The organism is Cupriavidus sp. 86D6 (assembly GCF_057815095.1).
The window spans coordinates 1-14,761 of record NZ_JBYPSB010000011.1; the positions used below are offsets into that span (position 1 = coordinate 1).

Here is a 14,761-nt window from a genome sequence, read left to right on the forward strand (position 1 = left end):
GTCGCTTCGTGACTGCACAACGGACGCTCGCGAATCCACGCGCAATGGCAGAGTCTGGCCGGATCCCGACGCCGGATCTTCAATGACCGTTGTAAGGCTTTTCGTTTTTCTGCCTCTTACGTCGGTAATTTGCAGACCTTTAATCGCAGTTCACCTGGCCCCTCTTCAATTTGGGCTACAGCACGAGGAAGTGCGTACAACTCCGAACGAAGCGGCGCCAAAAACTTTGACTGAAATATAACGTCCGCTCCAGGATATTGCGGGAAATAAGGGGGAGTGCTGGATACGTTGAACGAGAGGTCCTCAAAAGGACGTCGAAGATTCATATTTTCGTCGTAGTCCAGTGACGTGTAAGAGGTGCCTTCGGTTAGATAGGCAACGCTGCGGAGATAAAAAGGCGACTTTCCGACTAAAAAAGCGTGAGTAGCCGAAGAGATGTCTGCTGCAGCAGGCAAGCTTGGCGTAAGTCTCGCGAAGATTTTATCAGTCGTCGTCGTGTACTCAGTGGATGTTGCGGGATTGAATGGATTGAGCTTGTTTTTGTTTTTATCAATTAGTGTCCAGCTTCTAGGTCCGCAAACCACATCTGCCACATAGTCTTCGTAGCCGGTCCCTGTGTAGATCAAATAGAATCTCTGGTAACAGGTATCAAGGGAGCCATATGCACCTGCGTCCCCGCCCAGCAGATCATACCAATATGGCACTGGGCCGTATTTTAATAAGACCTCAAAATCATAGGTGTCGTCGGGACGTTCGAGTTGAGAAAGCGTATCGGTAATGTTTTTCCCGATAATGGCGGGGCTGGGAAAATCCTGGCGGAGATAGCTTTTAATGAACTGGTGTCCGGAAAAATCGTTCGTGTTGAACGGATTGTCGACGTTACTTGGCAACGTATTGTTCGCCACAAATTGCCGCACCGCATTAACCACGCCATCCATAACGCTAGTTGCATAGAGACCGTTTCCAGCGACGAAGTTCGCAGGTGTCGCGACGGCCGTAATGCCGAAACTTTTTTTGCTTATGCCAGGATCCGAATATACCATTCGATGTGCCGCGTTGGCATAAAGCCCCCCTTGGGAATGCCCTAGGAGTAAGACGCGGCGACCTTGATTCAGGATTGCGTCCTTTATTTCTGCTACTTGCAAGACAAGATCAATGTCGGCGTAATCGTACTGTTGTGCAAATTTATTTGCGAGTTGCACGGAATTTTGATTGCCGACAGTTGATATGATTGCTGATACATAGCTTATGAGTCCGCCCGTGAGCATGTCGGTAGCACCTAACAACACGCGAAAAAGGACCTCCCACGATAAACTAGGATCTTCGCTGACTTTTTGCTGATATACTTGATACAGATCAAGCAGAAAACCATCCGACGGGTTTTGTGCAATTCCATAGTTGACTTTTACTTTATGGAATTCGTTGCCTATGAGGCTTTGCAGTGCGAGGCTCGATGCGAGCCAGTCGGTTTCTGTGGTTAGAACTCCATTGCCGAAAAGAATCTTGTACTGTGATTCACAATATTCCTCGCTTTGTGCGCCTGCCAATATTGGAAATAGAATCGAAGCCATTACAACGAGAGAAACAAGGCGATGCGCTAATTTTGTTCGCATGGTGATTCCCCGGAGTAGTTATCATAGATGTGGCCAGCGGCAATCTTCCTGGTTTCAATGTAGGACTGAAATCTGACCGGGGTGTTTAAGAGTTGAGCCTGTATTTCATTTGCCTCTCGGGTCCAATTTGCGCCAAACATTTGATTCAAGCATGCTGCAGCTTTTGAATATGAGTTCCAGTTTAGTTTTGCATCCGACGCGGATTTTGTTTCTAAGAGGTACGATTCGGCTGCGCGAGTGTATTGGTACATGGCAAAGCGTTGTTTAAGATCCCTGTAGGTCGTATCAATGTATCTTTGGACGTCATCGCGGATGCCATTGTTGTCGCTGTCGATTCCGTGGGCTGTCGCAGTAAAGTCCGTGGACTTAACACCAGGTCTGCTGCTTTGATCTTCTACTTTCACGAAAGCGCCTTGCGAAAAGAACTTTCGTTGGGCCAATCGGGAAGGGTCATTCTTCTCACGGTGCTGAGCCTCTGATTGGCTTGAATTTGGCGGCGACAAAAATTTTATAGAAAAATATATCGTTAGAAGTGCCGCCGTTGAATATACCGCCAATGTCGTCTTCTTCATGATGCCCCTGATGTATTCGTCGCGTTATATGCTAGAACTGATGAGGTTTTGTTTGCCACCCCCAAGAGGTCTGGTGCGCGATTACATTTTTAGAAATCTGCTATTAGAATGATGAAATCGCTCCGATACGGCGCTGCCCTCATTTGCGTCGTCGCTGGTGTGGTTTTCGCTGTGTTACATATGCACCTTGTCGTATTACGGCACCGATTCACGGCGCGCGTTTTTACTGACCGAAGGGACAAGCTACGCCATATGCAAACGTCTCCGGGTGAACCATTCGCTCGCCCTTTGCACTACCAACTGCTTATCACGAGATCGCCGGGGCCCAGTCCTTGCGCGAGCGCGCTGACGCCGTCCGGTGGATCAAGTCCCAGATGGCCCGCCTCGGGCTGACGTACGAGCACCTCCTAGCGGCAGGCTGCTTCGAGGCTCCCGGCGTGGCCGGAGACTCTGCCTCCGGCGCGGTCCGGTTCCGGGACGCCGATGGCCACGTCTGGAATGGCGTTGGCGATCTGCCGGATTGGCTGCAGCGCGCCGTCAATGCCTTGCAGTCGATCGAGCATTTCCGCGTCGAGCGAAAGGCTTAGCTTGGGCGGAAGGCCGTACCCGACCCTTCTCAGACATTTGTTGCGTCACCAAGCGAACGACGGGTGTTGGAGTTCAACAGTCATTGGCGATGACTTTGGCGGGGAGCCAATCCCTCGTCAAGGCTTGCCGCGTGCCCCAATCACCCGTTTCGGTGGAATGATCCTCGTCGGTTTCGGTTGGCCGTGATCAGTGTGGCGACGTTGCGGAAGACGGTGATTAGGTACCATCTTGTGCACGAGCTGCGCGATCCTGCATTGGCGACGCAGACTACCTACCTGGGCAATTGCGTGAGATAGGGCAAGAACAAGTGGACGCAGTGGGGGTGTCGACTGATCTCGTCACGGGGACTACTGCGACAAACCTACTCCGACCGATCCTCCTGGAATTGCGTAGGCGATATGCCGGTCCATCGCTTGAACGCACGAGCAAAATTGCTGGTGCTGGTAAAGCCGAGCAGGAAAGTGATTTCGGTTACGGAGCGTGTTCGCTGTTGCATGTAATTGCAAGCCAGTTCCCTGCGTGTGTCGTCCATCAACTGCAGGAAATTGGTGCCGCGCTTCGCCAGCCGCACCTGCAAAGTAGCCGGGCTCATGCACAACGCTTCGGCGACCTTCTCCCTGCTGCAGTCACCGGAGGGCAGCAATTCGATGATCTTCTGCGTGACGCCGGTCACCACGTCGTTCTTGTCCAGTCGCGCAAGATATTGATTCGCGATGTTGTCGTTGACTTGCGCCAACTCCGGGCAAGCTCCGCTGAGCGACTGCATCAACTCATGCCTATCGAAAGTCAACGTCGTGGCCTGATTCGAGAAACTGACCGGTGCGCGCATCAAGACGCGGTATGGCTCGTCACCTTCACGCGGCATCGGACGATGGAATTCCACGGACAGCGGGTTGAAGCCCGGTTTGTACAACATGCGCATCGTCAGCACCAGGAAACAGACGAACGCGTCTTCAGTTTCGCCGCTGACCTCGATATTGAAGTCAGTGGCGCGCAGGGCAATCCTGTCGCCTGCCTCAATGACACGGAGGGTCGCCGCCTGCGACACCAGCCGGAAGTGCCGCTCCAGTCGGCGACAGAAGTCGAGCAGCGTGCTGCTGGCGGCGAGCGCGTAGCCGAGCGCATGCAAATTGGAGATATGGATGTGCCGGGCGACCGACAGGCCGAAATACGGATTGTTGGTGGCCGCCACACAGGCGCGGTACAGCCTGGTCAGGGTGGCGACAGGCAGCCGAACCATGGGACCGTTCACCATATCAGGTTGCACGCCGACGGAGCGGAAAATGCGCTTGCTGTCCACGCCGCTCGCGTCCAAAGTCTTGGCGATCGCCGTGCAGTACCCCCCTATGGTCGTCGCTACCTGCGCTGCCGCGAGGGGGGAGTGGCGGTCGGATCTCATGGCGCGGCAATGTTGACAGATGGGGGGCCGCTGATTTTACACCGCCCGTGATCCGGGCAAGGTGCGCTAAAGGCGACTGCTGCCTTGAGCCGTGCCAGAACATCAACCCTTCTTCCAGTTCCCCCCGCTTGCGCGTTCCACGGGTACGCGCCCCGGATCGCTTTGCGGAATGCATTTTTCGCTCCAAAGAGCCGCGCGGTCGTTTCCTCCTTTCTATGATGCCTTCCAACAGCGGGCGGATTTGCGCCGACCGCCAGAACAACAATCACGGCCATCCAGGAGACACCATGAGCGAAGAAGCATTGCTGTTTGAAGTAGCCGGCGCAGTCGCGCGCTTGACGCTGAATCGTCCTAAGGCGATGAACGCGATGAATATGGCGCTGCTGGCGGAACTGAACCGCCGGCTGGCACAGATCGCCGCCGATGATGCGATTCGCGTGCTGGTGGTAACCGGCACCGGCCCCGCATTCTGCGCCGGCGCGGATTTGAAGGAAGTGCTGGCAAGTCAGAAGGCGGAGCCCGGCGAAGCCGACTTCCTCGACCGTGCCGACGCAACGCTTGCGCGCCTGCGCAATTTCCCCAAACCGGTGATCGCAGCACTCAACGGCGTCACCATGGCCGGCGGCCTGGAGATGGCCATGTGCGCCGACATCGTCATCGCTGCTGAAAGCGCTGTGATCGGAGACGCCCATGCCAACTTTGGAGTCTATCCCGGCGCTGGCGGCGCAGCGGTCCTGCCGCGCGTCGTTCCTCAGAACGTCGCCATGTATCTGCTGTTGACCGGCAAGACGCTGTCGGCGGCGGAAATGAAGGCTTACGGTTTCGTATCCGAAGTGCATCCCGACGGCGAACTGGCCGAGGCCGCGATGAAGCTGGCCGGCCAGATTGCCGGAAAGAGCCCGATCGTGCTGCGGCGCATGAAGGAAGTTGCGCGCACCTCCGCCGACAAGAGCCGGGACGACGCCTTGCTTCATGAGCAAGTCATGTTGCGCCGCCATCTGCGCAGCTTTGATCTGCAGGAAGGCTTGCAGGCATTCGCCGAAAAGCGCGCGCCGCAATTCCAGGGCCGTTAAGCCGGTTCTATCTCTTCATCCCGCTTTTCTCATCCCTCTTTCGGGAATCACATGAACGATATCTATGTTGCCGGCGTCGGCATGACGCCGTTCGGACGCTTGCTCGAGCGCAGCGTCTACGACATGGTCGGCGAGGCCGTCACCCTGGCTTTGAAAGACGCCGGCGCAGAGGCTGCCGACATCGGGTCGGCATTCTATGCAACGCTGACCAATGGCCTGTTCCAAGGGCAGACCGCGATTCCTGGACCGATCGCCATGCGCCGCGTCGGTATCGAAGGCGTTCCGGTGTTCACTGTCGAAAACGCCTGTGCCTCCGGTACTTCGGCATTCAACCTGGCTGTGCAGGCGCTGCGGGCCGGGACCTGCGACGTGGCGCTGGCCGTCGGCGCGGAAAAGATGAACATCGCCGACAAGGCCAAGATGTTTTCCGCGTTCGACGGCGGCTGGGACGTCGCCACTGTCGAGGAAAACAAGAAGACGCTGCTGGCAATGGGTGAAGGCGTGGAGCCCCCGCCCGGCACCATGTCCGATCGCCCATACAGCGTGTTCATGGATGTCTATGCAGCCATCGCTCGCAACCATATGAAGCGCTACGGCACCACGCAGCATCAGATCGCTGCAGTGGCGGCCAAGAACCACCAGCACTCGGTGCATAACCCGCTGGCGCAATTCCAGCAACCGATGACGATCGAGCAGGTGCTCGCTTCCCCCCCGATCACCTACCCGCTGACGACGACCATGTGCTCGCCGATCAGCGACGGTGCTGCCGCCGTGGTGCTGTGCACCGCCGCCGGCCTGAAGCGCCTGCAGGGCGAGGCTGGCCGCGCAGTGCGCGTGTTGGCCAGCGTCATTCAGACCGGTACGACGCGCAGTGTCGACGAGCCGCAAAAGATCGTCGCGCACCTCGCGGCGAAGAAAGCCTACGAACAAGCCGGCGTCGCACCTCAGGACGTTGACGTTGCCGAAGTGCACGACGCCTCGGCCATTGGCGAGATCCTCAACGCCGAATCGCTGATGCTGGTGCCGTTCGGCGAAGGCGGCCCCGCGGCCGAGCGCGGCGACTTTACGATCGGCGGACGCATCCCGATCAACCCGTCCGGCGGCCTCGAATCGAAAGGCCATCCAATCGGTGCTACCGGTCTCGGCCAGATTCACGAGCTGGTCACGCAGTTGCGCTGCGAAGCCGGACAGCGCCAGGTCCAGGGCGCACGCATCGCCATCCAGGAAAACGGCGGCGGCCTGTATGGCATCGAAGAAGCTGTGGTCGGCGTCAACATTCTGGCAAGACAATAAGGAGGCAGCATGGGACACGTATTCCGCACTGAAGAGCAGCAGGCTGCCGTCGATGGGCTGAAACGCTTTCTCGACGCCGAGATCGATCCGATCTTCAGCAAGCAATACCGCGACAAGTTCGTGCCGCGCGACAAGATGGCCGAAATCATGCGCAGGCTGACGGAATTCGGGCTGGTGTCTGGCATCGCGAGCGAAGCCAACGGCGGCATGGGCCTGGACTGGCTGACCTCGCTGATGCTGTTCGAGGAGGTGGCGACCACCTCGGCCGACCTGTCGGTGCCGGTGCTGATCAACTCGTTTGGCGTCGTGCTGCTCGAGAAGGTTGCGCCTCCGCATTTGCGTGAACGCTATCTGCCCGGCCTGTTGAGTGGAGACAGTTTCGTCTCGATGGGTATTTCCGAACCCGACGTCGGCTCGAACGTGTTGGAGATCAAGACGCGTGCTCGCCGCGATGGCGACCATTTCATCATCAACGGCGAAAAGACCTGGATCAGCAATGGCGAGTACTCGGACTTCCTGATCTGCACGTGCCGAACCAGCGATGACCCGCGCAAGGGGCTGACCCATTTCCTGCTTGACCGCAAGGAACATCCTTACGAAGTACGCGGCATCCACAAGATTGGCTTCAACAGCCAGTCCACCGCACAGATTTTCCTGACCGATGTCCGTGTACCGGCCTCCAACATGATCGGCAACGAAGGGGAAGGGCTGCGCAATACGCTCTCGCTGTTCGAACGGTCGCGCGTATTTGTCGCCGCCCAGGGCCTGGGCATCGGCCGCCGCGCGCTCGAAGAAGCGATCCGCTACGCGAAGGAGCGCCGCCAGCACGGCAAGGTCATCGCGGGGCATCAGTTGATCGCGGCGATGTTGGCCGAAATGGCGACCAACGTGGACGCTTCACGCCTGCTGACCTACCGCGCCGCGTCGATGATCGAAGCCGGCGTGCCAGCCGAAATGGAAGCAGCGATGGCCAAGTATTTCGCGTGCGAAGCCGCCGTGAAGATCGCCCGCCAGGCCGTGCAGATCCACGGGGGTAACGGCGTCACGACAGAATTCCTCGTCGAGAAGCTCGCGCGCGAAGCGATCATCGCGCCGATTCCAGAAGGCACGACGCAGATTCAGCAACTCATTATCGGCCGCGCCTTGACCGGCGTGCCGGCGTTCTAAAAACCATAGTCGCAGGAGACATCATGCGTATTGAAGGGAAAGTCATCGTCATTACCGGTGGCGCCTCGGGCCTCGGCCTGGCCGCAGCGCGCTACCTGGTACAGGAAAAAGGCGCGCGCGTCGCCATCTTCGATCTGAACGTCGAGGCCGGCGACAAGGCGGTCAAGGATATCGGCGCCGAACACGCGATGTTCGTGCAAACCGACGTCAGCAACGAGGAATCGGTGCAGATCGCGGTGGCTGCCGTGACTGCCCGCTTCGGCGCGATTCACGTCTGCATCAATTGCGCCGCGCTGCCCACGCCGTGCAAGGTTCTGGGCAAGGAAGGCAAGGCCACGCCGCTGGCAAAATTCGCGCAGGTGACGGCAGTCAACGTCAATGGCGTGTTCAACGTCATGTCCAAATGCGCCGAGCAGATGGTCAGAAACGAACCGGAAGCTGGCGAGGAGCGCGGCGTGGTCATCAACATCTCGTCGGGTGCCGCCTACGAGGCGCAGATTGGTCAAGTCGCCTACGCCGCTTCCAAGGCAGCGCTGCTCGGCATGAACATGCCGGCGGCACGCGAACTCGGCGACGTCGGTATCCGTGTCAACGCCATTGCGCCTGGCCTGTTCCTGACACCGATGGTGCAGACGCTCGATGAAAAGATCGTCGCGGCGTTGAAGTCGCAGATCGAGGCTCCGAGGCGCCTCGGCGACATGCGCGAATTCGCGCACTGCTGCGCCTTCATCATCGAAAACGCCTACCTCAACGCGCACACCATTCGCCTGGACGCTGCATCACGCCTGCGCGCACGCTAAACGCACTAAACGCGTTCCGCCGACGCCAAGGTGCCCTTCCTCCAACGAAGAGGGAGGGCAAAAAAACAAAGGAGACCATTCCATGAAAATGAACTTTTGCCGCGTCATGCGCCTGATGACGTTGCGCTTTCGCGACCGGCAAGCGATCGTCAATGTGGAGCGTGGCCGCAGCTACAGCTACCACGAGTACCACCTGTTGACCAACCGCATCGCCGATGCGCTGCGCAATGCGCTCGGGGTCGGCAAGGGCGACAAGTTCCTGCTCATCCTGGAGAACGATAACCTGAGCCTGATGATGCTGCCGACTGTCCTCAAGCAGGAAGGCACGGTGGTCATGACCAACCTGCGCGACGCGCCGGAAGAGCACGCCCGTCAGGTCGAACTGGTCAAGCCGAAGGTCGTATACATTGAAACGCGCCTGCTCGATGGCTACTACGCAATGCTGCGCGCGGCCGGCTGCGAGATCGTCGTCATGGACGATCCGACGCCGGAACAGGCTGCGCGCCCCGGCGTGCACGCGTTCTGGAGCCTGGTCGATGCTGCCTCCGAACTCGATGCCGACGTGGAGCTTGACGACGACGAGCACATCTTCATGTTGCGCTTCACCGGCGGCACGACTGGACAGGGCAAATGCGCCATGTACTCGATTGACAATCTGATGGCTTGCCGCGACGGCGGATTCGGCAACCCGGATTTCGGCTTCAACGGTCACACACGCACGTTGCACGTGGCGCCGCTCTCGCATGGCACGCTGATCGCTTTCATACCGACCTTCTATGCCGGCGGCGCCAACATCACGCTCAATCAGCTCGATCTCGAGCAATGGCGGCAAACGGTCGAGCAGCAGCGTGTTACCCATTCCTTCCTGGTGCCAACCGTTCTGTACCGCCTGCTCGAATTGCAGCGCGCCAACCCACGCGATTTTTCTTCGCTGAACACCCTGATCTATGGCGCCGCCCCGATGAGTCCCGCCAAGCTCGAGGACCTGATCACGTGCTTCGGCCCCATCTTCGCGCAAGGCTACGCCGCCACCGAAGTTCCAATGTTCGTGTCGGCGCTCGACAAGGCCGAGCACGAGACCGCTCGTACGACTGGCGGCATCCAGCACTTGTCTTCGGCTGGCCGGCCGACACCGGGCGTCGAAGTTTATGTCACCGATGCGCACGGAAAGCCGCTGCCAACCGGCCAATGCGGCGAAATCCGCATCCGCAGCCGAGCCATCATCAAGGGCTATTACAACAATGCGGAAACGACGGCCGCCGAGTTTGCCGACGGGGCGTGGAAGTCAGGCGATCTCGGCTACATTGACGAGGATGGCTATCTGTACATCGTCGACCGTTTGAAGGACATGATCATCAGCGGCGGTTTCAACGTCTATGCGATCGAAGTCGAAGCGGCGCTGGCCTCCCATCCGGCCGTCATGATGTCCGCTGTGGTCGGCATTCCGCATCCTGAGTGGGGTGAGGCCGTGCATGCGGAAGTGGTGCTGCGTCCCGGCGCCTCGGTCGAGGCCGCCGAACTGATCGCGCACGCCAAGGAAAAACTTGGCAGCTACAAGGCCCCGAAGTCGATCGTGTTCGTCGAGCAATTGCCGACCTCGGTGGTCGGCAAGGTGTTGCGGCGTGCGGTCAAGGAAAAGTACTGGCAAAACATGCAGCGCAAGGTCAGCTAGCCGCCCACTCTGTGAGGACCCGTTTTCAATGGACAGTACCGAACAAGAGAACCCCACCCAGATCACGGCCCGGAAATCCGGATTGGTCTATCCATTTGCACCGCCGGCGAGCGGGCAGATGATCGAAGTCGCGCCGGGGGTGCGGTGGCTTCGCATGCCAATGCCTTTCTCGCTCGATCACATCAATCTGTGGCTGGTCGACGACGGCGAGGGTTGGGCCGTCGTCGATACGGGCGTCCGCACCGAAGAGGCCACGCGAAGCTGGTGTGACCTGCTCGGGAGCAGCAGTGAAGCTCGGCCCTTGACCCGCGTGTTTGTCACGCACATGCATCCTGACCACGTTGGCCTTGCCGGCTGGTTGGCGCGCAGATTTGGCATCCGGCTCTGGATGACCCGCCTCGAATACCTGACCTGCCGGGTCTTGGTGTCCGACAGCGGACGTGAGGCGCCACCCGATGCGATCGCCTTCTATCGGCGGGCCGGCTGGAGCGCTTCCGCCATCGAATCTTACCGCGCTCGCTTTGGTGACTTCGGCAAGCACATCCATCCATTGCCGGACAGCTACCGCCGTTTGCGCGATGGCGAGGTACTGCGGATTGGCGCGCATGATTGGCATGTGGTTGTTGGCACCGGGCATTCTCCCGAGCATGCCTGCCTGTATTGTCCGGAGCTTGCGCTGCTGATCTCCGGAGATCAGGTGCTGCCGCGCATCTCATCGAATGTCTCAGTGTTTCCAATCGAGCCCGATGCCAATCCCATGGCGGACTGGCTGGACTCGCTCGCGAAGCTCAAGCGCAGCGTGCCGGACGACGTGCTGGTGCTGCCGGCACACGGCGAATGCTTTCGCGGCCTGCATGCACGGATTGACGCATTGAGCGCCGGCCAACAGCGTGCGTTCGACCGGCTGAAAGCCGCACTGGACACGCCACAACGCGTGGTCGATGTGTTCGGCGCACTGTTCGCTCGCCCAATCGACGAGTCGACGCCGATGTTGCTAGGGATGGCAACGGGCGAGAGCCTTGCATGCCTGAACTACCTTATGCATTCCGGCCTTGTCGAATGCAGCCTCGATGGCGAAGGTGTCGCATGGTATCGACTGCGGCGTGCCTGACGCATACGACGACGAGGAGAAATAGCGATGTCCATCTACGCCGCGCCTTTGCGCGACATACTGTTCACAATGAAGGAAGTCGGGGGGCTGGATGCGATCTGTGCCCAGCCCGGCTATCAGGAGAGCACGCCCGATCTGGTCGAGGCGATCCTGCAGGAGGCCGCCAACTACGCCACCGGCGTGCTGGACCCGCTGAACCGACCCGGCGACGTGCAAGGCGCGCGCTGGCACAACGGCGAGGTCACGCCGGCCGACGGTTTCCGCGACGCCTGGGCAAGCTTTTGCGAGAACGGCTGGATCGGCATGCCGGCTTCCACCGAATGGGGTGGCCAAGGCCTGCCGACGCTGGTCTCCACCGCCGTGCTCGAGATGTGGAAATCGTCCAACCTGGCCTTCAGCCTTTGCCAGATGCTCACGCTCGGCGCCGTGGAAGCGATCGCGCACCACGGCAGCGACGCACTCAAGCGCCGCTTCCTAGAGCCGATGGTCGCGGGCCGCTGGACGGGCACGATGAATCTCACCGAGCCGCAGGCCGGATCGGACCTGGCAGCGCTGCGCACCCGTGCCGCGCCCGAGGGCGACCATTACCGCATCACCGGCAGCAAGATCTTCATCACCTGGGGCGAGCACGACATGGTCGAGAACATCGTCCACCTGGTGCTGGCGCGCCTGCCCGATGCGTCATCGGGCGTGAAGGGGATCTCGCTGTTCCTGTGTCCGAAGTTCCTGGTCAACGACGACGGCTCCCTCGGCGAACGCAACGACCTGGCCTGTACGTCGATCGAGCACAAGCTGGGCATCCATGCCAGCCCAACGGCATCCATGAGCTTCGGCGATCGCGAGGGTGCGATTGGCTATCTCGTCGGTGAGCCGCACCAGGGGCTGGCGTGCATGTTCACGATGATGAACCACGCGCGGCTGAACGTCGGACTTGAGGGTGTTGGCGTTTCCGAGCGCGCCTACCAGCATGCGCGCGCCTATGCGCTCGAGCGAGTGCAGGGGAAGCCGGCGCTGGCGGGCAGTACCACCATCGCCGGTCACCCGGATGTGCGACGCATGCTGATGGACATGAAGGCGCGCACAGAGGCCATGCGCGCACTGGCCTACTTCTGCGCCGGCCAGATGGACCGCGCCGCCGGCCACCCCGACGCGCAGGAGCGCGCGGAGGCGCAGGCATTGGTCGGTCTGCTGATACCGGTGGTCAAGGGGTGGTGCACCGACACCGCGCAGGACATCACATCCGACGGCGTACAGGTGCATGGCGGCATGGGCTACGTCGAAGAGACCGGCGCCGCCCAGTACCTGCGCGACGCGCGCATCACGACCATCTACGAAGGCACGACCGGCATCCAGGCCAACGACCTGATTGGCCGCAAGCTCGCGCGCGACGGCGGTCGCACGATGAAGGCGTTGCTCCGCCGCATCGATACCGACGCGCGCCAGATGCTCGACGCGCAGGACATGGCGCTGTCCGAAATTGGCCACGCCTTGCATGCGGCGCTGCACACGCTGAACGATAGCGTCGACTGGCTGCTCGGCAACAGCGCGGAGCGGCCGGAGTGCTGTGCCGCTGGCGCGGTGCCGTTCCTGCGGTTGACGGGCACGGTGCTGGGCGGCTGGCTGTCCGCGCGCCTGGCCGAGGCCGCGCTGGCGCAGCTTGCCGCCGGCAGTGGCGACGCTGCGTTCCTTGCGGCCAAGGTCGCAACCGCGCGGCACTATGCGACGCATGTGCTGGTGCAGGCTCCGATGCTGCGCGACATTGTCATCGCCGGCGCGAACAGCACGCTCTCGCTCGCGGACGAACAGCTCTGAGAAGAGGTACCGATCTTTGCGTTGCGCCAACGGCAACCGCGTAGAAGTTCCGCTGCCGTGTTCGATAGCGTCAACCCGTTCCTGCTGGGTGGTTGCCAGCTTATGTCTTGATTGGCCCCTTACGTTCTCCCGTGTCGCCAGCGCCACGGCGATCCGGGGCTACACCTTCAGAAGGAGTGATTGTCCTATGCCTCATCCCATTTCCTCTTTGGGCGCGGGTCACACCATTGTCAGCTTGGTGACGGTCGCCGTAGGTCTCTATAGCTTTGCCCGATATCAAAAGATTGACAGCACTACCCGGTCCGCCAGGATTTACCTGGCAGGGATGGTGGTATCGGTGTTCACATCGTTTGGTTTGTCCAGCACCGGCGACTTCAATGTCGGGCACGCACTCGGCATCTTGGCGCTGCTCGCAATATTGGGCGGACTACTCGTCCCGCGAATCAAAGTCTTGGGGCCTGCGCGGCTGTATCTATCGCAGTTCGCGTTCACGTTCAGCCTCTTTCTGCTGTTGGTCCCCGGGATCAACGAGACGCTGACACGACTACCGGTTAGTCAGCCCCTCGCGAATGGCCCCGAATCCCCAATCGTGCGCGCATCGCTCGCCGCGTGGCTAGGTATTTTTGTGCTGGGATCGGTGTTGCAGTTTTTGTGGCTTCGTTCGCGCCGCAGCCGTACATGAATTTGCATGGAGCGGCTATCCGTGTTCTACGCGACCCGCTTCGAGAACATCGCTGCCGCGACCTCGCGCAGCGCTTCCAGGTATTCCTCGTGATGCCGGGCGATACGGTCGGCGGGGCCCGCCAGTGACAGCGACAGGGGCTCCGGCCCAAGAAAGCCGGAGACAGCCAGCGCATCCACGCCTTCGCTGCCTTCGCTGCTTGACGCGTACCAGCCGCGCTTGCGGCCTTCCTCGACGTCGCGCGCCACCTCTTCCGCATCGGTCACGGTGCCCGAGACCACTTTGCGCAGCGGCTTGAGCCGAAGCCTGCGCAAGGCTTCGTCCGGGGGCAGTGCGCCAAGGAGGGCTTTGCCCATCGCCGAAGTATGCAGTGCAATACGCTCGCCGGCGGTCAGGACATAGCGCAATTGGTGCCTGCCCTGCTGCACCGCGACCACCCGCACGGTGGCCGTTTCCAGCCGGGCGACAAGCGCCGTTTCGCCCGTGCGCTCCGCCAGCAGGGTCGCAGCCTCTGTTCCCGCTGAAAGCACCGGATCCTTCTGCTCGAGCCGCTGAAGTACTTCACCAAGCTTTGCCGTGGGATAGAAGCGCCGCGTTTGTGCCGTCCGCGCGAAATAGCCCAATTCGAGCAGCGTATGCAGCAAGTCCGTGCATGTGCTTTCGGGCAGTTCGAGCAGTCGTGCGATCTCGGAATTGGAAAGCTCGCGCTGTTCGCGGGCAAAAAGTTCGAAGACCGCCATGGTGCGGGCGGACGCGGGGACGAAGTTCGGCATGTGTGGCAAAAGAGATTCGAAGGGTGGATTCTGCGGGATTTCGCAGGGAAGATCAAAGCCATTTCTTTGTGATGTGCATATTTATTCATTTTTTGGAAAATGAAAATATAGATAACATATTGAAAGTAAATGATTTTTACGAAATCCGTGAAGTCATCGGCACACCAAAGCCGCTCCTCAGCGCGGTATCGGTGAGTTGACCATCT

General features: G+C 59.9%; 13 protein-coding genes. 9 read left to right on the plus strand and 4 right to left on the minus strand.

All coding sequences use genetic code 11. The annotated features are described in order from the left end of the window. Positions 1-116 precede the first annotated feature (116 nt). Both AC3G88_RS21085 and AC3G88_RS21090 read right to left on the minus strand, forming a co-directional pair. Complete coding sequence (locus AC3G88_RS21085; RefSeq protein WP_488893825.1) at positions 117-1,613, minus strand: alpha/beta fold hydrolase; 1,497 nt, start codon at positions 1,611-1,613, stop codon at positions 117-119. Beyond that, the gene (locus tag AC3G88_RS21090) at positions 1,598-2,185 is read right to left on the minus strand and encodes a hypothetical protein (protein ID WP_488893826.1); all 588 of its coding nucleotides are present in this window, start codon (positions 2,183-2,185) and stop codon (positions 1,598-1,600) included. The genes AC3G88_RS21085 and AC3G88_RS21090 overlap by 16 nt, the downstream gene beginning before the upstream one ends. A gap of 374 nt (positions 2,186-2,559) precedes the next feature. Here AC3G88_RS21090 and AC3G88_RS21095 point away from each other — a divergent pair, with 374 nt between their 5' ends. Beyond that, positions 2,560-2,772, plus strand: coding sequence for a DNA-binding protein (locus tag AC3G88_RS21095; RefSeq protein WP_228771113.1), 213 nt, complete (start codon positions 2,560-2,562; stop codon positions 2,770-2,772). Positions 2,773-3,134: 362 nt separating this feature from the next. Here AC3G88_RS21095 and AC3G88_RS21100 read toward each other — a convergent pair whose 3' ends face one another. Then, complete coding sequence (locus AC3G88_RS21100; RefSeq protein WP_488893827.1) at positions 3,135-4,172, minus strand: AraC family transcriptional regulator; 1,038 nt, start codon at positions 4,170-4,172, stop codon at positions 3,135-3,137. A gap of 287 nt (positions 4,173-4,459) precedes the next feature. On the opposite strand from AC3G88_RS21100, the gene AC3G88_RS21105 reads away from it, so the two are divergent. The 8 genes from AC3G88_RS21105 (at position 4,460) to AC3G88_RS21140 (ending at position 13,782) form a co-directional block, all read left to right on the plus strand. After that, positions 4,460-5,245, plus strand: coding sequence for an enoyl-CoA hydratase/isomerase family protein (locus AC3G88_RS21105; RefSeq protein ID WP_488893828.1), 786 nt, complete (start codon positions 4,460-4,462; stop codon positions 5,243-5,245). Positions 5,246-5,296: 51 nt separating this feature from the next. Continuing rightward, the gene (locus tag AC3G88_RS21110; protein WP_488893829.1) at positions 5,297-6,538 is read left to right on the plus strand and encodes a thiolase family protein; all 1,242 of its coding nucleotides are present in this window, start codon (positions 5,297-5,299) and stop codon (positions 6,536-6,538) included. A gap of 9 nt (positions 6,539-6,547) precedes the next feature. Continuing rightward, a complete protein-coding gene (locus AC3G88_RS21115; RefSeq protein ID WP_488893830.1) occupies positions 6,548-7,705 on the plus strand; it encodes an acyl-CoA dehydrogenase family protein in 1,158 nt (385 codons plus the stop codon). Positions 7,706-7,728: 23 nt separating this feature from the next. Continuing rightward, positions 7,729-8,505, plus strand: coding sequence for an SDR family NAD(P)-dependent oxidoreductase (locus AC3G88_RS21120; RefSeq protein WP_488893831.1), 777 nt, complete (start codon positions 7,729-7,731; stop codon positions 8,503-8,505). A 106-nt stretch (positions 8,506-8,611) separates the two neighbouring features. Continuing rightward, complete coding sequence (locus AC3G88_RS21125; protein ID WP_488893832.1) at positions 8,612-10,177, plus strand: class I adenylate-forming enzyme family protein; 1,566 nt, start codon at positions 8,612-8,614, stop codon at positions 10,175-10,177. Positions 10,178-10,205: 28 nt separating this feature from the next. Beyond that, positions 10,206-11,288 (plus strand): MBL fold metallo-hydrolase, encoded by a 1,083-nt coding sequence (locus AC3G88_RS21130; RefSeq protein ID WP_488893833.1) that lies wholly within the window; start codon positions 10,206-10,208, stop codon positions 11,286-11,288. A 27-nt stretch (positions 11,289-11,315) separates the two neighbouring features. After that, a complete protein-coding gene (locus tag AC3G88_RS21135; protein WP_488893834.1) occupies positions 11,316-13,100 on the plus strand; it encodes an acyl-CoA dehydrogenase in 1,785 nt (594 codons plus the stop codon). A gap of 187 nt (positions 13,101-13,287) precedes the next feature. Further along, positions 13,288-13,782, plus strand: coding sequence for a hypothetical protein (locus tag AC3G88_RS21140; RefSeq protein ID WP_488893835.1), 495 nt, complete (start codon positions 13,288-13,290; stop codon positions 13,780-13,782). Positions 13,783-13,808: 26 nt separating this feature from the next. Here AC3G88_RS21140 and AC3G88_RS21145 read toward each other — a convergent pair whose 3' ends face one another. Then, positions 13,809-14,555, minus strand: a complete 747-nt coding sequence (locus AC3G88_RS21145; protein ID WP_488893836.1) for an IclR family transcriptional regulator — start codon at positions 14,553-14,555, stop codon at positions 13,809-13,811. Between the last annotated feature and the right edge of the window lie 206 nt (positions 14,556-14,761).